The organism is Streptomyces sp. NPDC020965 (genome assembly GCF_044333555.1).
GTDB lineage: Bacteria > Actinomycetota > Actinomycetes > Streptomycetales > Streptomycetaceae > Streptomyces.
In genome coordinates, this window is sequence record NZ_JBIRRE010000010.1 from 140,718 (window position 1) to 160,105 (window position 19,388).

Sequence of the window (19,388 nt, forward strand, 5' to 3'; positions counted from 1 at the left end):
TTGACGTGTCCTACCCCTACCGCTCGGTATGTTCGCTGCCTTACTCTCCCAACTGTGCCAGTGATTGCTGGCAGGGTCGTAGTGTGTTGAGTGGGAGGGCGGCATGAGCCGGCGAGAGCACGAACACGTACGGGTGGCGGTCATAGGCTCAGGATTCGGGGGGCTCGGCGCGGCCGTCCGGCTCCGCCGCGAGGGGATAACCGACTTCGTCGTCCTGGAGCGCGCCGACGCGGTCGGCGGCACCTGGCGCGACAACAGCTATCCCGGGTGCGCCTGCGACGTGCCCTCGCACCTCTACTCCTTCTCCTTCGCGCCCAACCCCGACTGGCCCCGCACCTTCTCCGGACAGCGGCACATCCGCGCGTACCTGGAACACGTCACCGACACCTTCCGGCTCCGCCCCCACATCCGCCTCAATCACGAGGTGCGGATGATGACCTGGGACAGCGACGAACTGCGCTGGACGATCGAGACCAGCCAGGGGAGCCTCACCGCCGATGTCGTGGTCTCGGCGACCGGGCCGCTCTCCGACCCGAAGATCCCCGACATCCCCGGGCTCGCCGACTTCCCCGGCAAGGTCTTCCACTCCGCCCGCTGGGACCACGACTACGAGCTGCGCGGCAAACGCGTCGCGGTGATCGGCACCGGTGCGTCGGCCATACAGATCGTGCCCGCCATACAGCCCGAGGTCGGGAAACTGACCCTCTTCCAGCGCACCCCGCCTTGGGTGATGCCGCGGATGGACCGGAGGATCACCGGAGCCGAGCGCTGGCTGCACCGGCAGCTCCCGTTCACCGGGGCGGCCCGGCGCGGACTGCTCTGGGGCATCCGGGAACTCCAGGTCTCGGCCTTCACCAAACGGCCGAACGAACTCGGTGTCATCGAGAGCCTGGCCAAGGCCAATATGGCCAAGGCCATCAAGGACCCGGGGCTGCGGGCCCGGCTCACCCCCTCGTACCGCATCGGCTGCAAGCGCATCCTGCTCTCCAGCGAGTACTACCCGGCCATCGCCAAGCCCAATGTGGACGTGATCTCGTCCGGGCTCGCCGAGGTGCGGGGCTCCACGCTCGTCGCCGCCGACGGCACCGAGACCGAGGTGGACGCGATCGTCTTCGGCACCGGGTTCCGGGTCACCGATATGCCGATCGCCGACCGGGTCGTCGGCGTCGACGGCATCACCCTCGCCGAGGCGTGGAAGGACGGGATGCAATCGCTGCGCGGCGCCACCGCGGCCGGCTTCCCCAACTGGATGACGATCATCGGACCCAATACCGGGCTCGGGAACTCCTCGATGATCCTCATGATCGAGTCCCAGTTGAACTACCTCGCCGATTACCTGCGCCAGCTCGACATCCTCGGCGGCCGGACCGCCCTCGCCGTCCGGCCGTCCGCCGTCACCGCCTGGAACCACCGCGTCCAGGAGCGCATGAAGCGGACCGTGTGGAACACCGGCGGCTGCACCAGTTGGTACCTCGACGCCGAGGGCCGTAACACCACCGTCTGGCCGGGGACCACGGGAGAATTCCGGCGCGTCACCCGGGAGGTGGACCTCGCCGAGTACGACATCGTCCGCGCCGCCGTCCGCCGCCCCGCCGTCCGTGACACCGCCCGTGACGATGTCCGGGAGGCCGTGCGATGAGCCGTCCGCCGGCCGGACCCGCCCCCGGTGGCCGTGCGCCGAGCCGACCCGGCCCCGGACCCGCCCGGGGAGGTCGCACCCTGACCGCCGTCTCCCGTGACGGCTCCCGCGTCCACGTCGAGGTGTACGGGGACGAGGGCGCGCCCACCGTCGTCCTGGCCCACGGGTGGACCTGCTCCACCCCCTTCTGGGCCGCGCAGATCCGGGAGCTGGTCGCCGAGTACCGCGTCGTCGTCTACGACCAGCGCGGTCACGGCCGCACCGCCGTGGCCGCCGTCGGCACCGAACAGCTCGCCGACGACCTCGAAGCGGTCCTCGGCGCCGTACTCCCCGACGGGGAGAAGGCCGTGCTCGCCGGGCACTCCATGGGCGGTATGACCCTCATGGCCGCGGCCCGCCGCCCCGGTTTCACCGACCGCGCGGCGGCCGTACTCCTGTGCAGTACGGGCAGTTCCCGGCTGGTCGAGGAGGCGCGGGTGGTCCCGATGCGGCGCGGCCCGCTGCGGGCCCGGCTCACCCGGGCCGTCCTCGGCGCCCGTGCCCCGCTCGGGCCGGTGACACCCCTCTCCCGCCGGCTGCTGCGCTACGCGACCATGGGCCCCACCGCCACCCCGGCCGCCGTCGCCGAGTGCGCGCGGATCGTGCACGCCTGCCCGCGGCGGGTCCGGGTGGCCTGGTCCGATGTGCTCGCCGGAATCGACCTCGACTCCGGGGTACGGGAACTCACCGTGCCCACCGTGGTGGTGGCGGGCACCGCGGACCGGCTGACCCCGATGGTGCACGCGCGGCGGATCGCCGCCACGCTGCCCGACTGCCGGAAGCTGGTCGAACTCGACGGCGTCGGGCATATGACACCCGTCGAGGCCCCGGACGCCGTCACCGCCGCCATCCGCGAACTGGCCCGCACCCACCTCGGTGTGCGGCGGCAGGAGGAAGCCGCATGAACAGGGTGAGCCTGGACGGACAGGTCGCGGTCGTCACCGGCGCGGCACGCGGGGTCGGCGAACTGCTCGCCCGTAAACTCTCGGCGCGCGGCGCCCGGGTCGCGCTCGTCGGCCTCGAACCGGACGAACTCAAGCAGGTCTCCGGCCGGCTGCACACCGAGAGCGACTGGTGGCACGCCGACGTCACCGACCACGAGGCCATGACCGGGGTCGCCGCCGAGGTCAAAGAACGCTTCGGCAAGGTGGACATCGCCGTCGCCAACGCGGGTGTGGCCGCGGGCGGCCCCTTCCTGGACTCCGACCCCGTCGCCTGGCGCCGGGTCATCGAGGTCAACCTCATCGGCAGCGCCGTGACCGGCCGGGCGTTCCTCCCCGTCCTGCTGGAGAGCCGGGGGTACTTCCTCCAGATCGCCTCCCTCGCCGCGATCACCCCGGCGCCCATGATGTCCGCGTACTGCGCCTCCAAATCGGGGGTCGAGGCGTTCGCGCACAGCCTGCGGGCGGAGGTCGGCCACCGGGGCGTACGGGTCGGCGTGGGCTATCTGTCCTGGACCGACACCGACATGGTGCGCGGCGCAGACCAGGACGACGTTATGCGCGAACTCCGGCACAGCCTGCCGTGGCCCGCCAACCGCACCTATCCGCTCGGTCCCGCGGTCGACCGGCTCGTCGCCGGCATCGAGCGACGCTCCGCCCATGTGTACGGACAGTGGTGGCTGCGCGGGATGCAGCCGGTGCGGGGCTGTCTGCCGTCGCTGGTCGGCGTGCTGGGCCAGCGGGAGATGCGCCGCTTCGCACCGAGGCTGGGGGGTGTGCGGACCGGCCTCGTGGGCGCGGGCGGCGCGGCGGACGAGGCCTCGCGCCGGACCGGCCCGGTGGGCGCGGGTGCCGCCGCGGACGAGGCCTCGCGCACGGAACGTGACTGATCCACATGCATGGGGTGGCCGTGCGTGCCAGGCTGATCGGAGCTTCCGGGGGGCCCGGGGCGCGCGGTACCACCCGTGAGCCCTTCGTCCTGCTGCGAGGAGTGAGCCGTCATGGGTCTCAGGGACCAGTTCCGCGACAAGGCACGCGCATTGGAACAGCGCACCCGCCGCGAGCCGCCGCCCCGCCCCACCGAGAAGCCCCCGCCCGGTTCGACGCCACCCTTGAAGCCGCTCCCGCCGAAGACCGGGGGGCGGGACAGGGCAGGGCCGGAGGCGGGCTGAGACCTCTCGGGCAGGGCGCGTGACGCACTGCCCCGTCCGTCTGCCGCTTGGGGACTTCGGCGGACGGGCGGGGCTGTCTGGGTTCTACGACGCCCCCATGGTGTCCTCCCACTGCCCCCGGGCCAGGTGAACGACCCCGTCCGGGGCAACGCGTACCCGGGCTCCGTACAGGGGGAGTCCGCCCTCGGCGAGCATCCAGGTACGGATGCGTTCCACGGTGTCCCACAGCCGTCGCGGTCCGCTCTGGTGAACGGTGGGCGGTTCGGTCCACTCGGCGGACGCCCGGGCCCATGAACCGTCGGGGTGGACCAGACAGGCCATCCGTTGTCCGTTCGCCACCCGGTAGTCCAGTTCGACGCCAGGAGTGGTGACTTCCAGCATTGAACGGACCTCCCACGCCTCTGCCACATCCACCACGGGGTAGCGGCCCGTGCTGACCTCTTCCCCGTCCGTATCCCGGGCGAGGGCGAACAGCTTGGCGAGCGGGGGCGGGTAGTCGTCGTCGGACCTGGTGAGCATGAACCCCGCCCAGTCCCGTTCGATCTTTCCGACCACGTCACCGTCGGCCTGTTTCCAGCCAGTGAGAATCATGGTGGTACGGGCCAGAGTGGTGACCAGCCGCCCACCTTCGCGGAGCGCGCCGAGCAGGGGGCGAAGCCCCGGTCCTGCGGGCATTCCCACCGTGGCGATGATCCGGTCATAGGTCCCCGGGATTTCCCTGGTCGCGTCCGCCGCGAGGAAGCGGGAGTGGAGCCCGAGCCGTGCGAGACGTTCCGCCGCAGCGCTGGTGAGATACGGGTCCACGTCCAGGCTGGTCACATTCTGCGGCCCGAGACGATAGGCGGCGTACGCGGTGAGTCCGCCCGCTCCGGTGCCGAGGTCCAGCAGTTCCAGACCGTCCCCCAACCGTCCGTGACGGAGCATCGACACGACCAGACTCGGTAGTGTCGCGGACGATGTGGGACTGCCCTCGGGGTGGTCATCGGGCTGCGCGTGGTCGGCGTGCAGCGTGCCGACCCGGGTGATCAGGGACCGGTCCGCGTAGGCCGCCGCCAGCCACGCGGCAGGTGCGTCGGTGCCGACCCGCAGCGTCCAGCGCCCGTGCTCGTCCCGCTCCCACCAACGGGGCACCAGCTCATGTCGGGGTACCCCCGCCACGGGGCCGCGCCACCGTGAGTCGGGGTCGGTCACCTGCCGCGCGAGCCGTTCGGCGGGTTGCTCCCAGTCCAGTCGCTCCCACTCCATGCTCAGGCTCCGCTCTTGGGGTACTTGGGCAGGCAGGCGGGGGTCTTGGCGGGGTTGCAGTCGTTCGTGTCGTTCGGGCTGCAAGCGGCCCGGGGCGCCGGGACGCTCGCGGCGAGTGCTGCCCAATCCGGACCACCGAGGAGTTCTGCCAGACGCTGTTCCCGGACGTTGCCGCACGGGAAGTCGCGCGCGAGGACGCAGCCTGCGAGTTCCCCGTTCGGCAGTACCGCCGCGCGTCCTCGGGTGCAGTTTCCGCACATCTCGTCCAGTGACGGTGATTGTCCGGGCAGTGCTCCCCGGCCGATCGCGCGTACCCGGTCGGTCTGGATGTCGGTCACGCCCATGGCGAGCAGTTCCGCATGGGCTTCGGCGAGGTGCTGTCCGTCGAGTACGTGCACGATGCCCGCCCGCACCGGCACGCCCCGGGCGACCGCCTCCAGGATGTTGGCCCGGGTTCGGGCGTAGCTTCCCGGACGGTTGGTGATCTGGTCGTGTTCGGCGGCGTCATCGCTGTAGTAGCTGGTTCCGATGGTCACCCTGGCACGGGTGAACAGGTCCCACCATTCGTCCCGGACGTTGAACAGGTTCGAATAGACCTGAACACTGAGCCCGAGCGAGAGCGCGAGTTCGGCGAACTCCCGCCAGTGCGGGTGGACGGTGGGCTCGCCTCCGATGAGCTGAATGCGCGGGATACCCAGCGAGGCGGCGTCCCGGATGACCGTCCGCCAGTCCTCGGGACTCATGGCGCCGTGTGACGCGCGCGGACCCGACGCAGACAGGCAGTGTGTGCAGGTGAGTTGGCACTTACCAGTGATCTCCAGCTCAAGCGTGCTGACCCCGGCGAACGGCTTGGCCGGGGGTTCGGTGATTAACGTCATTGCCTCTTCCCTTCCATGATGGATCGGGTGTGACATGGGGTGGTGGTTCTGGTGCCCCGATCGCTGACGGGAACCGCCCATGGTTGTCACTGAGGGGCCGTCGGGGGTGGTCCATGTGTTTGTACACGGCCCGCCATACGTCCAGCAGGGCGCAGAGGGGGCACCTTGTGCTCCGGGCACCGCGCACCTTGGAGCCGCCTTCGCTCCTTGTCTTGGCGGGAGCTTCTGCCGGCTGCGGTCCGGCGCGTCCGTGCAGCCCGGGAGCCAGCCTCCTTCTCGTTGAGTGCCCTTGAGAACCCGCCCGGCCATCGACCCTCACGCAAATAGCCGGGCGGGAGCAGTGCCCGCCCCTGCCGGGTGCTCCATTGAGCTTTGGGGGAGCCTCATGGTGTCCGGCAGGGGCGGAGTGTGGGGTGCCTATGGGGTGAGGCGTCCGGCCGGGGCCGTTCTACGGAAGGAGTTGCCCTGGGCGCCCGGGGTGTGATGGGGACCGGTCAGGTCCGGGGAGCTGGTCGGCAGCGTCATCCTCGGTGGAGTGTGGGGGTGGTTGCCGATCTCGATGGAGCAGTCGATGGCGCGCGACGGGTCGTAGGCGGGATGGTCCGGGTTCTTGCACACCGTCCGCCATGCGTCCAGCACGATGCAGAGGATGCAGCCCCGCGTGGGGGCGGGTTCCAGGGGTTCCGGTTGCATGGGCAGCTCGATCGGCCGCCCCGGGTACCGGTGGGGTTCGCTCATTTCTCGTTCGCTTTCTCGCGCTGGTCGCCGCCGTACGGCTCGGGGAGTGGAGTGGTCCATGGGTCGCTTCCGTCCGCCCGCAGAGGGTGCCGGGTATCTCGGGGTCGGGGCCGGATTCGGGGACCCACCACGCGCTCATGGGCCAGATCTCGAAGAAGAACGTCCCGTTGGCACCGTCCTCGATGACCATGGACACCGGTGCGCCGTCCCTGAGCTGGTCCCGGGCCCCTCGCTGCCACTCGATGCTCAGATACCAGGTCCGCAGGAGCGTCGGCCCGTCCGGAGCGGGAGTGGACTGGGCCAGCACGGCCGGGTGACCGGGTTCGGGGTCGAGGCCGTTCGCGACCCGGAGCGCCTGCCCGCGCAGCCAGCGGAGCGCGAATCTCGACGACACCGTCTGTGTGGTGGCGAGGCTGTACGGCACCCGTTCACCGGCTCCCAGCGCGACCGGCCCCACCGCCAACACCGAGCACCGGTAGAGGCGCCACGGCTCCGCGGGTCCCGTCATGACGGGTCACCGTCGTCCACCAGGTCGTCACAGATCTTGCTGAGCGCCCTGTCGAACTCGATCCGCCGCCACCCCTCGGCCAACTCCGCGCGCCATGCGCCGGCGAACTCGGGATCACGCTCCAGCCGCCGTAACTCACGCCGCAGAAGGCGGAGGTCGCGTGCCTCCGGCGACAGTGCCCATGTGCGCCGTACGCGGAAGCGGGCTGCTCCCACCGCGAGGGTGAACCAGGCGTAGGGGTGGATCACGACAACCGCCAGTGCTCGTGCTCCTCGTTGAATTTCTGCACCCGCCCCCGTAGAGCGAGGAGTCCAGGTGAGTCGTCTTGAGGGGGTTCGGGTTGCTGTCCGTCGGGGCAGATCGCGTTCCCGCAGCGGCAAGGGGGCCATGCGAGCGCCGTTCGAATCGGGGGTTCGCCGTGGTCAGGGTCATCGAGACGCACTGACCGCTCCTCTCTGTAGTGATTCCACTACCAAGGGGATTCAGCGTGGACTAGGGTCGGGAACCATTCAACTTGCGCCTGCCGATTGGTTGGTTGAGGCCAGATGGTGAACCGTAAAGAGCTGAACCCTGAAAGCTCGCCGAGTGCGGCGTTCGGAGAACGGCTACGTAGGCTTCGAGATGAGCGTGGTTGGACTCAAGACGAGCTGGCCATTCGGCTCGGCTGTACGGGATCGCATGTCTCCGCCGTGGAAACTGGTCGGCGACCACCAACTCGTCGGTTGGCGGCAAGTGCTGACCGGGTGTTCGGCACGGGGGACCGACTCGAACGCCAAAGCAGGGCGGTACGGCATACGGCCCTGCTGGAAGGCTTTCCGGAGTACGTAACGCATGAGGCGCGCGCGACAGAGATCCGTCTGTACGAAGTGGGCGTGATACCGGGATTGCTTCAGACGCCGGAGTACGCGTCAGCGCTTGGAGACAGTGCCGTGAAGCGGGGCGTTGCCCTGCGGGAGCAAGCTGACGAGCGGATCGCGCTGGTCGCGCAGCGTCAAGCGTCGCTTACACGGACCCCGCCCCCGCTGGTGTTCGTGGTGCTTGACGAGAGCTGTCTTCGCCGCCCCATCAAGGACAGCGCCCTTATGGATGCCCAGTTCGCCCGCTTGGTGGAGTTCGCCGAGCTGCCGAACACCGTTTTGCAAGTGGCCCCGTTCAACATCGGGGTTCGTCGTCCGATGACGCTGCCGGTCACGGTGCTGACGATGCCTGATCGCTCGCTCATGTCCTACGCGGAGTCCGCCAACCGGGGCCACTTGGAGCGAGATAACGCCTCGGTGCTGCCCATCCTGGGGGACTACCATCAGCTCCAGGCCGAATCGCTGGCGCGAGCAGCGTCCGTGTCCATGATCAGTCAGTTACGAAAGGGCACTCCGTGACGACCGAATCCCCCCTCTGGTACAAGTCCTCCTACAGCGAGAACGGCGGCCAGTGCGTCGAGGTCGCCGCAAACCTCGTGGCTACGCGTGGCGTCGTCCCGGTCCGCGACAGCAAGCGGACCAGTGGCCCGGTCCTGATGGTCACCCCCTCGGCATTCGCCGGGCTCGTCGCGCTCGCCCGCGCCACCGACGTCTAGCCGACCCGCGCACCACCTCAGGCGCCGGAGGGGCCGCACATCCCAGCCTGTCCGGCGTTTGAGGACGGACCCTCGCGCCCAGGGCCCGCGCACCTCGGAGCCGCCCCGGCCGGAGCCCCCCTCACCTCGGCGGCAGCTTCGGCCGGCTGCGGTCCGGGGCGTCCGTGTAGCCCGGGGGCCGCGCCGGAGGGGACTCCGTGAGGAGTTGGAGGGCCAGGCGGACCGCGTCGTCGAGTTGGGCGTAGCGGCCCTCCGCCCAGTCCAGGGGGGTTCGCAGGGCGTCCAGGTCGGGTTCCACGCCGTGGTTCTCGACCGACCATCCATACGCGTCGAACCAGGCCGCGTTCATCGGCACCGTGATGACCGTGCCGTCCACCAGTCGGTGCCGACCGGTCATGCCGACCACTCCGCCCCAGGTCCGGCTGCCCACCACCGGCCCGATGCCCAGCAGTTTGAACGCCGCCGTGATCATGTCGCCGTCCGATGAGGTCGCCTCGTCCGCGAGGGCCACCACCGGGCCGCGTGGCGCGTTCGATGCGTACGACACCGGCTGGGCGTTCCGGGTCAGGTCCCAGCCGAGGATCCTGCGGGTCAGTTTCTCCACGACGAGTTCGCTGATGTGGCCGCCCGCGTTGCCCCGGACGTCCACGATGAGGGCCGGGCGGGAGACTTCCAGGCGCAGGTCCCGGTTGAACTGGGCCCAGCCGGAGCCACCCATGTCCGGGATGTGGAGGTAGCCGCATTTGCCGCCGCTGAGGTCGTGGACGACGGCGCGGCGTTTGGCGACCCAGTCCTGGTACCGCAGGGGCCGTTCGTCCACGAGCGGCAGGATCGCGACCCGCCGTGAGCCGCCCTCCGCGGGCCGGAGGGTCAGTTCCACCGTGGTGCCGCCCGCACCCGACAGCAGGGGGTACGGGCCGGTGACGGGGTCGATCGGGCGGCCGTCCACATGGGTGAGGGCGGCGCCCTCGCGGATGCCCGCACCGGCCAGGGGCGATCGGGCCTTGGAGTCGGATGACTCGCCGGGCAGGATGCGTTTGACGATCCATTTCCCGTCCCGACAGACGAGGTTGGCGCCGAGGAGGCCCATGGGCCGCTGGTAGTGCGGCGGGCCCTCGTTCCGCCGGGCCGGGGTGACATAGGCGTGCGAGGTGCCGAGTTCGCCGAGGACCTCGCGGAGGAGATCGGCGAATTCGTCGGGGGACGCGACCCGTTCCACCAGCGGCCGGTACTGGTCGAGCACGGCCGGCCAGTCGATGCCGCTCATGTCCGGGTCCCAGAAGAAGGCGCTGATGATCCGGCCCGCCTCGTCGTACGCCTGGCGCCATTCGGACGGCGGGTCCACTTCGTGCAGGATGCGCCGGAGGTCGACATGGACGGTGGAGTCACCGTCGGCCGGCTCGGTCGCGGGGACGGCCCGTACCTCGTCCTCGTCGACCACGATCAGCCGGGTGCCGTCGCCGCTCACCGCGAACCAGTCGAGGTCGCCGACGAGTTCGGTGCGCCGCGCCTTGGAGATGTCGAAGTGCTCCAGGGTGGGCCGGCCCGAGGTGTCGGCGGGGTTGGCGAAGGTCTCGCCGAGCGCGCCGGAGATCGGCCAGCGCAGCCAGACGAGCCCGCCGCCGCTGACGGGCCACATTCCGGAGTATTTCGATGCGGCTACCGGGAACGGGGTGACCCGGCTCTCCAGCCCCTCGATCTCGACGGTCACCGCAGCCACACCCTCATCGGCGGGGGTGTCGGGCTCGTCCAGCGGGTCGAGCCCCCCGGCGGCGGGCCGCCCGTCCGGTGAGACGGCGAACGGGGAGGGGGTCGCCGAGGAGAGGGGTACGAGGTAGGGGCGGCAGCCGAGCGGGAAGGAGAGGTCCCCGGTGTGGACGTCGTACACCGGGTCGAAGCCGCGCCAGGAGAGGAAGGCGAGATACCGGCCGTCGCTGGTGAAGACGGGGTTCTCGTCCTCGAACCGGCCGTTGGTGACATCGACGATCGTCCGGTCCTTGATGCGGGCGAGTTTGATCTGCCGCAGTGAGCGGCCGATGCCCGGCTGGGACCAGGTCAGCCAGGAGCCGTCGGGGGAGAAGGCCAGGTCACGGACGGGCCCGTTGATGGAGCGGATCAGTTCGCGCACTTCGCCCGGGGCGGTGTCGGCGGTGTCGGTGGCGGCGGCTGTGGTGGTGGCGGCTGTGGTGTCGGCGGCGGCTGTGGCGGTGGTGGTGTCGAGGAGAAGCAGCCGCCCGTCGTGGGAGGCGATCGCGAGCCGCTCGCCCTCGGCGTCCGACTCCAGTTCCAGCACCCGGCCGAGCTGTCCGGACGCCAGCCTGCGGGGGGCCCGGTCGCCGCTGGCCCGGGGCAGGTGGGCGATCTCCACCGCGTCCTCGCCCTCCGCGTCGGTGACGTACGCGACCTGGCCGCCGCCGCCGAGCATGATGGGCAGCCGGACCCGTACGCCCGGGGTGTCGGCGATGGTCCGCGCCGGGCCGTCGCGGTGGGTGAGCCAGTACAGGCTTCCCCGTACGGAGACGGCGCTGGCCCGGCCGGTGGTGTCGACGGAGATGGCGTCCACGTGGTTGGCGGCCGGGACCTGGTGGGCGCGGCGCCCGGCGCGCTGGCCGCCGAGCCGTACCGCCAGCCGACGCGGTACCGCGTCCGGCACGGTGAGATCGTCCACGATCCACAGTTCGCCCGCGCACTGGTAGACGACTCGGCGACCGTCGCTGGCGGCGTGGCGGGCGTAGAACTCGTCGTGGTCGGTGTGGCGCCGCAGGTCGGAGCCGTCCGTGGCGCATGAGTAGAGGTTGCCGACGCCCTCGTGGTCGGAGAGGAACGCGACCCGCCGGGAACCGTGCGCGGCGACGAGCATCGGGCAGTCGAGATGCCCGTTCAGCCCGGCGAGCAGCCGTCGGCCGTGCAGCCAGAGCCGTCCCGTCGCCCCGCCCCGGTACCGCTTCCACGCGGCCGGTTCGTGGGGCGGTTTCCCGGTCAGGAGGAGGGTGCGCCGTTCGCCGTCGAAGTCGGCGACGGCGATGTCGGAGACCGGACCCCAGGGCAGTTTGGCGCCGGGGGCGCCGTCGGTGGGGACGCGGTAGGCCCAGGAGTAGTACGAGAAGGGCTGGCCGTGTGAGGAGACGGCGAGGATCTCGCCGTCGGGGTCCCAGCCGCAGACCCGGGTGTCGGTGGAGCCCCAGTGGCTCAGCCGGCGGGCCGGGCCGCCGCCTACCGGGACGAGATGGATCTCGGGATCGAGGCTGCGCCAGTTCGTGTAGGCGATGTGTCCGCCGGTGGGGGAGAAGCGGGGGTGGCCGACGCGGGTCCGGTCCACGGTGAGCCGCCAGGCGCGGCCGGGCCGGTGCCCCTCCGGGACCAGGGGCGCGACCCAGAGGTCGTCCTCGGCGGTGAAGCACAGCAGGTCGTCGTGCAGATGCGGAAAACGGAGGTATCCCACGTCGTCGCTCACCCCCCAATGCTTTCCGCGGGCCGGGGACGCGGCAACTCGTGGGAGAGGTGCCATGCCGCCGGGGGGCGGGAAGGGCGGCGGGACGGGTGGGCGCCGCTCGCGAACGGGGGAGCGGGCGCGGGAGCGTGCGCGGGCGAGCGGCGGGGACGCGACAGTTCACGGGGGGGGGCGAGCGATGCGGACGCGACAGCTCATGGGGGAGTAGGCAGGGGTGCGAGTGGTGCGGACGCGACAGATCGTGGCCGGGGTTGAGCGGGAATCGCGTGATCGAGCCCACAAGCGAAACGATGTGGTTTCGCTGGGGCCCTGCGGTATCGTTCTGGTGTACGAAACAGTTTCGTTCGATCGGCCGTCCCGGCCGGTCGCCCGACGGGCCGTTCACGGGCCCCGTGGTCGGTGAGGGGAGGTCCATCATGACGCGGAGTCGACTGACACCCGAGCGTGAGTCAGAGCTGTACGGAGCCGTGCTCGATCTGCTCCGCGAGGTCGGTTACGACTCCCTGACGATGGACGCCGTCGCCGCCAGGACCCGGTCGAGCAAGGCCACCCTCTACCGCCAGTGGCACAGCAAACCCGAGCTGGTCGCCAGGTCGCTCCAGCAGGTGAAGCCGTCCGTCACCGGCGAGATCGACACCGGCAGTCTCCGTGGGGACTTCCACGAGATGATGTCGCGCGCCGACGACGAGGAGATGGAGCGGGACTCCGCGCTGATGCGGGGGCTTCTCCAGGCCGTCCACAACAACCCCGACCTCTACGACGCCCTGCGGAAACTGCTGATCGAGCCCGAGATGCAGGCCCTGCGGACGCTGGTGGAACGAGCCGTGGAGCGGGGGGAGATCAGCGCGGACAACCCCGCGGTGGACTTCATCCCGCACATGCTGTTCGGCTCGTTCTTCGCCCGGCAGATGATCGAAGACAAAGTGCCGGACCGGTGTTTCCTCACCCGGTACATGGATTCCGTCGTCCTCCGGGCGTTGGGGGTCTGAGTGCCCCCACCTCCGTCCCGGGCCTGAACCCCCCACCTCAGGCTCTCCCGGACTCCGTCCTTCGACTTCCCAGGTCTCCCCGGACCGGGACCGGTCTTCTCCGGCCCCCGGCCCTTCCCCGGGACCCGCTCACGCTCCACCCCGTTCCTGACGCGCGCCGCTCTCGTACGTCGGGCCGACTCCCCATGTCCTGTTGTCGCCTTCTCTTACGGGAGTAAGCCCTCGTGGCCACGTTCCTCTACAAACTCGGTCGGACCGCCTTCCGGCGCCGCCGACTCGTCGCCCTGCTGTGGGTGGCCCTGCTGTTCCTCGCCGGCGCCGGCGCGTCCGCCGCGTCCACTCCCAAGGACCCGGGGTTCGCCCTGCCGGGCACCGAGTCCCAGCGTGCCTTCGACGTCCTGGAAGAGCGTTTCCCCGGGGGTAGCGCCGACGGCGCGACCGCCAGGGTCGTCTTCCGGGCCCCCGACGGCCAGAAGATGACCGACGCCGGGAACAAGGCCGCGGTCAACAAGGCGGTCGCCGACCTCAAGTCCGGCTCCGACCAGGTCTCCACCGTTGCCGACCCGTACGCCTCCGACGCCGTCTCCAAGGACGGCTCCACCGCGTACATCTCCGTCAGCTACAAGGTCAACATGATGGAGGTGTCCGACAAGACCCGCGAGGCGCTGACCGACACCGGGGAGCGCGCCGAGGACGCCGGGCTGACCGTGGAGATCGGCGGTGACGCCTCCATGGTGGAGCAGCACGCCGCCTCCACCGAGATGATCGGTATCGCCATCGCGGCGGTCGTGCTGGCCATCACCTTCGGCTCGATGATCGCCGCCGGACTGCCGCTGCTCACCGCGATCATCGGTGTCGGTATCGGCATCTCCTCGATCACCGCGCTCGCGAACGTCTTCGACCTCGGCACCACCACCGGCACCCTGGCGATGATGATCGGCCTCGCGGTCGGTATCGACTACGCGCTCTTCATCGTCTCCCGCTACCGGGCCGAACTGGCCGACGGCTACGACCATGAGGAAGCGGCGGGCCGGGCCACCGGCACCGCGGGCTCCGCGGTCGTCTTCGCCGGTCTCACCGTCGTCATCGCGCTGGTCGGCCTGGCGGTCGTCAACATCCCGATGCTGAGCAAGATGGGCTTCGCCGCCGCCGGCACGGTCGTCATCGCGGTGATCATCGCGCTCACCCTCATCCCGGCGCTGCTCGGCTTCGCGGGTGACAAGGTCTTCGGCCGCAAGGTCCGTAAGGCCCGCAAGGCGCAGCAGGCCGGTGCGCACGCCGGCCACGCCGCCCACGCCAACAACCCGCAGAAGGCGAACGGCGGCACCCGCTGGGCCCGCTTCGTCCTGCGCCGCCCGGTGGCCGTGCTGCTCGCCGGTGTGGTGGGCCTGGGCATCGTCGCGATCCCGGTCGGCTCGCTCCAGCTCGGTCTGCCCGACGAGGGGTCGTCCGCGCCCTCGTCCAGCCAGCGCAAGGCGTACGACATGCTCTCCGACGGCTTCGGCCCCGGATTCAACGGCCCGCTCACCCTGGTGGTCGACGCCAAGGGCAGCGAGAACCCGAAGGCCGCCGTCGACACGGTGGCCGACCGGGTGGGCAAGCTGGACGGCGCCGCTGCCGTGGTGCCCGGTCCGCTCAACAAGGCCGGTGACACCGGCATGATCACCGTGGTGCCCAAGGACCGGCCGTCCTCGGTCGCGACCGAGGACCTGGTGCATGACATCCGGGCCGCTGGTGACGCGATCAAGTCCGACAACGGCGCGGAGGTGCTGGTCACCGGCACCACGGCGCTGAACATCGACTTCTCGCAGAAGATGAACGACGCGCTGCTGCCGTACCTGGCCCTCGTCGTCGGCCTCGCCTTCCTGCTCCTGGTGCTGGTGTTCCGGTCGATCCTGGTTCCGCTGAAGGCGGCCCTCGGCTTCCTGCTCTCCGTCCTGGCGGCGCTGGGTGCGGTCGTCGCGGTCTTCCAGTGGGGCTGGCTCAGCGGTCTGTTCAACGTGGAACAGCCCGGCCCGATCATGTCGATGATGCCGATCTTCCTGGTGGGTGTCGTCTTCGGTCTGGCCATGGACTACGAGGTCTTCCTCGTCACGCGAATGCGTGAGGCGTACGTCCACGGCGAGCGGCCCGCCGACGCCATCGTCACCGGCTTCAAGCACGGGGCGCGGGTCGTCACCGCCGCTGCGGTGATCATGGTCGGCGTCTTCGCCGGGTTCATCGGCTCCGGCGAGCAGATGGTCATGATGATCGGCTTCGGCCTCGCGATAGCGGTGATCTTCGACGCCTTCGTGGTCCGGATGGCGATCGTGCCCGCGGTGCTGGCGCTCCTCGGTCACAAGGCGTGGTGGCTGCCGGGCTGGCTGGACCGGGTGCTGCCGAACGTGGACGTGGAGGGCGAGAAGCTGCAGAAGCGGCTGTCGGACTCTCCGCAGGACCCGGACGGCGACCGCCAGCTGGTCCGCGTCTGACCCTGTCAGTCGCTCTCTGACCCCTGTCTGATCGCGCTCGAGCGCCGGTGGCCGGGTCCCTCATCCGTACGGGTGGGGGACCCGGCCACCGGCATGTTCAAGGCCGTGACGGGCGTGACGGGCGGTCCGGGGTCGGGAGGGTCGTACGGGCGGTGACAGGCGGTACGGGAGGGAGCGGGCGGTACGGGTGGGGGGAGCTGGGGCGCCCGGGAGCGTCAGCCCCGGGTCACCTGGGCCGCCGTGGTCGCGCCGGTCGTGGCGGGTGTGCCGGTCGTCCCGGCCGCGCCGGTCGTGGCGGCGTACGTATGGTGCAGGAAACGGGTCAGCGCGCTGGTGTCGAACTGGACCACCGCCACCCCGTCCTTGGTGTGGAACTCCACGATCGACTGCACCCGGCCGCACGGCCAGACCTCGACGTCGCCGCTGCGGGCGGGTGAGCTCAGGCCGGTCTCCAGCACCTCGCGCGGGAAGGTCCAGCCGAGCCCGCTGGGAAAGGCGAACCGTACCGAGCGTGGATCGTCGTCCGGCTCGTACTGGAGGGTGACCTGGACCGGCTGGTCCAGGGGAGCGTCGGTGACGACCCGGCCCCATGCGTGATCTTCGACGGCGGCGGACATCGCTCGCTCCTCACATTCGCCCCCCTTTGTCATCTAATGTCCCATATTTTTGATGGGGTGCTCGATCTCCATTCCTGCTTTCCGGCGGGCGCCCCCCGGCCTCGGTCCCCGCTGCCGGGCGGCCCCGCCCGGTCTCCGGGCCCGCCTTTTTGTGACCGGCCCGCTCTTGCAAGCCGTTTGCAGCGGGCCCACTATGTCGGGCAGCACTCCTCAGGATTCGTCTGTCCGATGCGGAGCCCGCCATGCATGTGCCCGATGGATTCATCAACGCACCCGTATCGGTGGCGGCGGGAGTCGCGGCCGCCGGAGCCGTCGCCGTCTGTCTGCGCGGAGCCCGCCGCGAGCTGACCGAATCCGGCCCGTTCACCGGCGCCGAACGCGCCGCCCCGCTCGCCGGACTGGTCGCCGCCTTCATCTTCGCCGTACAGATGCTGAACTTCCCCGTCGCGGCCGGCACCAGCGGACATCTGCTCGGCGGGGCGCTCGCCGCGATCCTCGTCGGACCCCATACCGGGGTGCTCTGTCTGACCGTCGTCCTGCTGACCCAGAGCCTCCTCTTCGCCGACGGCGGCCTCACCGCGCTCGGCGTGAACATCACGATCATGGGCGTCGTCACCGTCCTGGTGGCGTACGGGATCTTCCGCGCGCTGCTGGCCGTGCTGCCGCGCGGCCGGCGCACGGTCTCCGCCACCACGCTGATCGCCGCGTTCGTCTCCGTACCGGCGTCCGCCGCCGCCTTCACCCTGCTCTACGCGATCGGCGGGACCACCGACGTCCCCATCGGCAAGGTCCTGGCCGCGATGGTCGGCGTGCATCTCCTCATCGGCATCGGCGAGGGCGTGATCACCATGCTGACGGTCGGCGCCGTCCTCGCCGTCCGGCCCGACCTGGTGTACGGCGCCCGTGGCCTGGCCGCCCCACTCCGGCTCCGCGTCGACGGCCGACTGGTGGACACCGCAGCCGCCACCACCGTCACCGCCCGTACCCCTGACACCGCGCCCGCACCCACCCTGACCCCGGCGCCCGCCCGCTCGCCGCGCACGGTCTGGTGGGCCGGGCTCGCCACCGCACTCGTGCTGGCGGGCGGTGTCTCCTTCTACGCCTCCGCCAGCCCCGACGGACTGGAGAAGGTCGCCGCCGACCAGGGCTTCGACGCCAAGGCCGCCGAGCACGCAGCCGCCGACTCGCCGCTCGCCGACTACGGCGTCGGGGACATCGCCAACGCCCGGCTCTCCGGCGGTCTCGCCGGTGTCATCGGCGTCGGCGCGACCATCGTCGTCGGCAGCGGTGTCTGTTACGCCGTGGTGCGCCGCCGGCGGAAGACCGCCGCCCGGCTGCCGGACGCGGTCTGAGATGGGCGCGGGCCACGCCCACCGGCTCCACCGGCCCGGCGACTCCCCGGTGCACACCCTGCCGCCGCACTGCAAGCTCGTCGCCGTCCTCTGCTTCGTACTCGTCGTGGTCGCCACCCCGCGCGCGGCGGTCTGGGCGTTCGCGCTGTACGCGGCGCTGCTCGCGGCGGTCGCGGCGGTGGCCCGGGTCCCCGGCTCCACCCTGGCGCGCCGGTTGCTGATCGAGGTCCCGTTCGTGGCCTTCGCGCTGTTGCTGCCGTTCGTGGTGCCCGGCGAGCGGACCACGGTGCTGGGCGTCCCGCTGAGCGTCCCCGGCCTCTGGGGCGCCTGGAACATCGTCGCCAAGGCCACCCTCGGCGTCGCCGCCTCCGCGCTCCTCGCCGCCACGACCGAACCCCGCGCACTCCTGCTGGGCCTGCGCAGACTCGGACTTCCGCCACTGCTGACCCAGATCGCCTCCTTCATGATCCGTTACGGGGATGTCGTCGCCGATGAGATGCGCCGGATGTCCATCGCCCGCCGCTCGCGCGGTTTCGAGGCGCGGGGCGTACGGCAGTGGGGCGTCCTCGCCACCTCGGCCGGGGCGCTCTTCATCCGCTCGTACGAACGCGGTGAACGGGTCCATCTCGCGATGGTGAGCCGGGGGTACACGGGAGAGATGCCGGTGATCGACCGGGTGACCGCGACCCGGACCCAGTGGGCGCACGCCGCGGCCCTGCCGGTGACCGCGCTCGCCGTCTGCGTCCTGGGGCGGACCCTGTGACCGCCCCCGGCACGGACCCCGTGACCGCAGATGGCGCGGACCCGGCGACCGCAGCGGCGTCGCTGGAGGTGCGCGGGCTCGCCTACGCCTACCCCGACGGGCGGCAGGCCCTCTTCGGCGTCGACCTCACGGTCCGGCGCGGCGAACGGGTCGCCCTGCTCGGCCCCAACGGTGCGGGCAAGACCACCCTCGTGCTCCACCTCAACGGCATCCTCGGCGGCGGTGTCGGCACCGTGACCGTCGCCGGCCTCCCGGTGGTCAAGGAACATCTGGCAAGGATCAGACGGACGGTCGGCCTCGTCTTCCAGGACCCGGACGACCAACTCTTCATGCCGACGGTCCGGGAGGACGTCGCCTTCGGCCCGGCCGCCTCCGGGCTGCGCGGTGCCGAACTGACGGCCCGGGTGACCACCGCGCTGCACCGGGTCGGCATGGCGGAGTACGCGGACCGGCCCCCGCACCACCTCTCGTTCGGGCAGCGGCGCCGGGTCGCGGTGGCCACCGTGCTGGCGATGGAGCCGGAGATCCTCGTACTCGACGAACCCTCGTCCAACCTCGACCCGGCGTCCCGGCGGGAACTCGCCGACATCCTGCGGTCGCTGGACGTCACCGTGCTGATGGTGACGCACGACCTGCCGTACGCGCTGGAGCTGTGCCCGCGCGCGGTGATCCTCAGCGAGGGCGTGATCGTGGCCGACGGGCGTACGGGGGAACTGCTGGCGGACGGCGAGACGCTGCGGGAACACCGGCTGGAGCTGCCGTTCGGCTTCGACCCGGCCGCGGCGGTACGGGGCTGAACCGCCCCCCCGGACCGGCCCCCCGACCTGCCCTCGGATCAGCCTCCGACCCAGCCCCGACCTGCCATCGGATCGCCCTCCGCACCGGCCTCCGCCCGCCCCGGCGTCCACGCGGCGGCTGGTGACGGAGAGCGAACTCCCAGCTCACAGCGGTGAAGCGGAGGCCCCGGAAGGGGAACGCGTGCCCGGCCGTTGCACCATGGGGGGACCAACGG

At 71.0% G+C, this 19,388-nt stretch carries 17 protein-coding genes; 11 read left to right on the forward strand and 6 right to left on the reverse strand.

Going from position 1 to position 19,388, the window contains the following annotated elements; all coding sequences use genetic code 11:
- Positions 1–103: 103 nt before the first annotated feature.
- From ACH4S7_RS27885 to ACH4S7_RS27895, 3 genes are read left to right on the forward strand one after another with little or no spacing between them, the layout of a single operon-like run.
- Positions 104–1,639 carry a flavin-containing monooxygenase gene (locus ACH4S7_RS27885; protein ID WP_398524064.1) on the forward strand — a complete coding sequence of 512 codons (1,536 nt, stop codon included), beginning with the start codon at positions 104–106 and terminating at the stop codon, positions 1,637–1,639.
- Positions 1,636–2,583 carry an alpha/beta fold hydrolase gene (locus ACH4S7_RS27890; RefSeq protein WP_398524065.1) on the forward strand — a complete coding sequence of 316 codons (948 nt, stop codon included), beginning with the start codon at positions 1,636–1,638 and terminating at the stop codon, positions 2,581–2,583. Before ACH4S7_RS27885 ends, ACH4S7_RS27890 begins: the two co-directional genes overlap by 4 nt.
- A complete protein-coding gene (locus ACH4S7_RS27895) occupies positions 2,580–3,509 on the forward strand; it encodes an SDR family oxidoreductase (protein ID WP_398524066.1) in 930 nt (309 codons plus the stop codon). The genes ACH4S7_RS27890 and ACH4S7_RS27895 overlap by 4 nt, the downstream gene beginning before the upstream one ends.
- 366 nt (positions 3,510–3,875) lie before the next feature.
- Here the strand turns inward: ACH4S7_RS27895 and ACH4S7_RS27900 are convergent, their stop codons facing one another.
- The 3 genes from ACH4S7_RS27900 to ACH4S7_RS27910 form a co-directional block, all read right to left on the reverse strand.
- On the reverse strand, positions 3,876–5,021 hold the full coding sequence (locus ACH4S7_RS27900) for a methyltransferase domain-containing protein (protein WP_398524257.1): 1,146 nt from the start codon (positions 5,019–5,021) through the stop codon (positions 3,876–3,878).
- A gap of 17 nt (positions 5,022–5,038) precedes the next feature.
- Positions 5,039–5,914: a radical SAM protein gene (locus ACH4S7_RS27905; RefSeq protein ID WP_398524067.1), complete on the reverse strand. Its 876-nt coding sequence runs from the start codon at positions 5,912–5,914 to the stop codon at positions 5,039–5,041.
- Between the two features lie 417 nt (positions 5,915–6,331).
- Entirely contained in the window at positions 6,332–6,652 is a 321-nt protein-coding gene (locus tag ACH4S7_RS27910) for a hypothetical protein (protein ID WP_398524068.1), read from the reverse strand.
- 137 nt (positions 6,653–6,789) lie between these two features.
- Here ACH4S7_RS27910 and ACH4S7_RS27915 point away from each other — a divergent pair, with 137 nt between their 5' ends.
- Entirely contained in the window at positions 6,790–6,969 is a 180-nt protein-coding gene (locus ACH4S7_RS27915; protein ID WP_398524069.1) for a hypothetical protein, read from the forward strand.
- A gap of 187 nt (positions 6,970–7,156) precedes the next feature.
- Here ACH4S7_RS27915 and ACH4S7_RS27920 read toward each other — a convergent pair whose 3' ends face one another.
- Positions 7,157–7,408 (reverse strand): hypothetical protein, encoded by a 252-nt coding sequence (locus tag ACH4S7_RS27920; protein ID WP_398524070.1) that lies wholly within the window; start codon positions 7,406–7,408, stop codon positions 7,157–7,159.
- 297 nt (positions 7,409–7,705) lie between these two features.
- On the opposite strand from ACH4S7_RS27920, the gene ACH4S7_RS27925 reads away from it, so the two are divergent.
- Together ACH4S7_RS27925 and ACH4S7_RS27930 are read left to right on the forward strand one after the other, a co-directional pair.
- Positions 7,706–8,536 carry a helix-turn-helix transcriptional regulator gene (locus ACH4S7_RS27925; RefSeq protein WP_398524071.1) on the forward strand — a complete coding sequence of 277 codons (831 nt, stop codon included), beginning with the start codon at positions 7,706–7,708 and terminating at the stop codon, positions 8,534–8,536.
- Positions 8,533–8,733 carry a DUF397 domain-containing protein gene (locus tag ACH4S7_RS27930; RefSeq protein WP_398524072.1) on the forward strand — a complete coding sequence of 67 codons (201 nt, stop codon included), beginning with the start codon at positions 8,533–8,535 and terminating at the stop codon, positions 8,731–8,733. Before ACH4S7_RS27925 ends, ACH4S7_RS27930 begins: the two co-directional genes overlap by 4 nt.
- 121 nt (positions 8,734–8,854) lie before the next feature.
- On the opposite strand, the gene ACH4S7_RS27935 is transcribed toward ACH4S7_RS27930, so the two are convergent.
- Positions 8,855–12,187 carry a S41 family peptidase gene (locus ACH4S7_RS27935; protein ID WP_398524073.1) on the reverse strand — a complete coding sequence of 1,111 codons (3,333 nt, stop codon included), beginning with the start codon at positions 12,185–12,187 and terminating at the stop codon, positions 8,855–8,857.
- A gap of 413 nt (positions 12,188–12,600) precedes the next feature.
- Here ACH4S7_RS27935 and ACH4S7_RS27940 point away from each other — a divergent pair, with 413 nt between their 5' ends.
- Entirely contained in the window at positions 12,601–13,173 is a 573-nt protein-coding gene (locus ACH4S7_RS27940) for a TetR/AcrR family transcriptional regulator (protein ID WP_398524074.1), read from the forward strand.
- Positions 13,174–13,397: 224 nt separating this feature from the next.
- The gene (locus tag ACH4S7_RS27945) at positions 13,398–15,644 is read left to right on the forward strand and encodes an MMPL family transporter (RefSeq protein ID WP_398524075.1); all 2,247 of its coding nucleotides are present in this window, start codon (positions 13,398–13,400) and stop codon (positions 15,642–15,644) included.
- 215 nt (positions 15,645–15,859) lie between these two features.
- Here ACH4S7_RS27945 and ACH4S7_RS27950 read toward each other — a convergent pair whose 3' ends face one another.
- Positions 15,860–16,261: an SsgA family sporulation/cell division regulator gene (locus tag ACH4S7_RS27950; RefSeq protein ID WP_398524076.1), complete on the reverse strand. Its 402-nt coding sequence runs from the start codon at positions 16,259–16,261 to the stop codon at positions 15,860–15,862.
- 242 nt (positions 16,262–16,503) lie between these two features.
- On the opposite strand from ACH4S7_RS27950, the gene ACH4S7_RS27955 reads away from it, so the two are divergent.
- From ACH4S7_RS27955 to ACH4S7_RS27965, 3 genes are read left to right on the forward strand one after another with little or no spacing between them, the layout of a single operon-like run.
- Complete coding sequence (locus tag ACH4S7_RS27955) at positions 16,504–17,613, forward strand: energy-coupling factor ABC transporter permease (protein ID WP_398524077.1); 1,110 nt, start codon at positions 16,504–16,506, stop codon at positions 17,611–17,613.
- A 1-nt stretch (position 17,614) separates the two neighbouring features.
- Positions 17,615–18,376: a cobalt ECF transporter T component CbiQ gene (gene cbiQ, locus ACH4S7_RS27960; protein ID WP_398524078.1), complete on the forward strand. Its 762-nt coding sequence runs from the start codon at positions 17,615–17,617 to the stop codon at positions 18,374–18,376.
- Positions 18,373–19,173: an energy-coupling factor ABC transporter ATP-binding protein gene (locus ACH4S7_RS27965; protein WP_398524079.1), complete on the forward strand. Its 801-nt coding sequence runs from the start codon at positions 18,373–18,375 to the stop codon at positions 19,171–19,173. Before cbiQ ends, ACH4S7_RS27965 begins: the two co-directional genes overlap by 4 nt.
- Positions 19,174–19,388: the final 215 nt, after the last annotated feature.

Excerpts from the sequence above, each read along its gene's own strand:
- ACH4S7_RS27885 (WP_398524064.1), top strand. The coding sequence starts at position 104 with ATGAGCCGGCGAGAGCACGAACACGTACGGGTGGCGGTCATAGGCTCA.
- ACH4S7_RS27890 (WP_398524065.1), top strand. The coding sequence starts at position 1,636 with ATGAGCCGTCCGCCGGCCGGACCCGCCCCCGGTGGCCGTGCGCCGAGC.
- ACH4S7_RS27895 (WP_398524066.1), top strand. The coding sequence starts at position 2,580 with ATGAACAGGGTGAGCCTGGACGGACAGGTCGCGGTCGTCACCGGCGCG.
- ACH4S7_RS27905 (WP_398524067.1), bottom strand. The coding sequence starts at position 5,914 with ATGACGTTAATCACCGAACCCCCGGCCAAGCCGTTCGCCGGGGTCAGC.
- ACH4S7_RS27910 (WP_398524068.1), bottom strand. The coding sequence starts at position 6,652 with ATGAGCGAACCCCACCGGTACCCGGGGCGGCCGATCGAGCTGCCCATG.
- ACH4S7_RS27915 (WP_398524069.1), top strand. The coding sequence starts at position 6,790 with ATGGGCCAGATCTCGAAGAAGAACGTCCCGTTGGCACCGTCCTCGATG.
- ACH4S7_RS27925 (WP_398524071.1), top strand. The coding sequence starts at position 7,706 with ATGGTGAACCGTAAAGAGCTGAACCCTGAAAGCTCGCCGAGTGCGGCG.
- ACH4S7_RS27940 (WP_398524074.1), top strand. The coding sequence starts at position 12,601 with ATGACGCGGAGTCGACTGACACCCGAGCGTGAGTCAGAGCTGTACGGA.
- ACH4S7_RS27950 (WP_398524076.1), bottom strand. The coding sequence starts at position 16,261 with ATGTCCGCCGCCGTCGAAGATCACGCATGGGGCCGGGTCGTCACCGAC.
- ACH4S7_RS27955 (WP_398524077.1), top strand. The coding sequence starts at position 16,504 with ATGCATGTGCCCGATGGATTCATCAACGCACCCGTATCGGTGGCGGCG.
- cbiQ (WP_398524078.1), top strand. The coding sequence starts at position 17,615 with ATGGGCGCGGGCCACGCCCACCGGCTCCACCGGCCCGGCGACTCCCCG.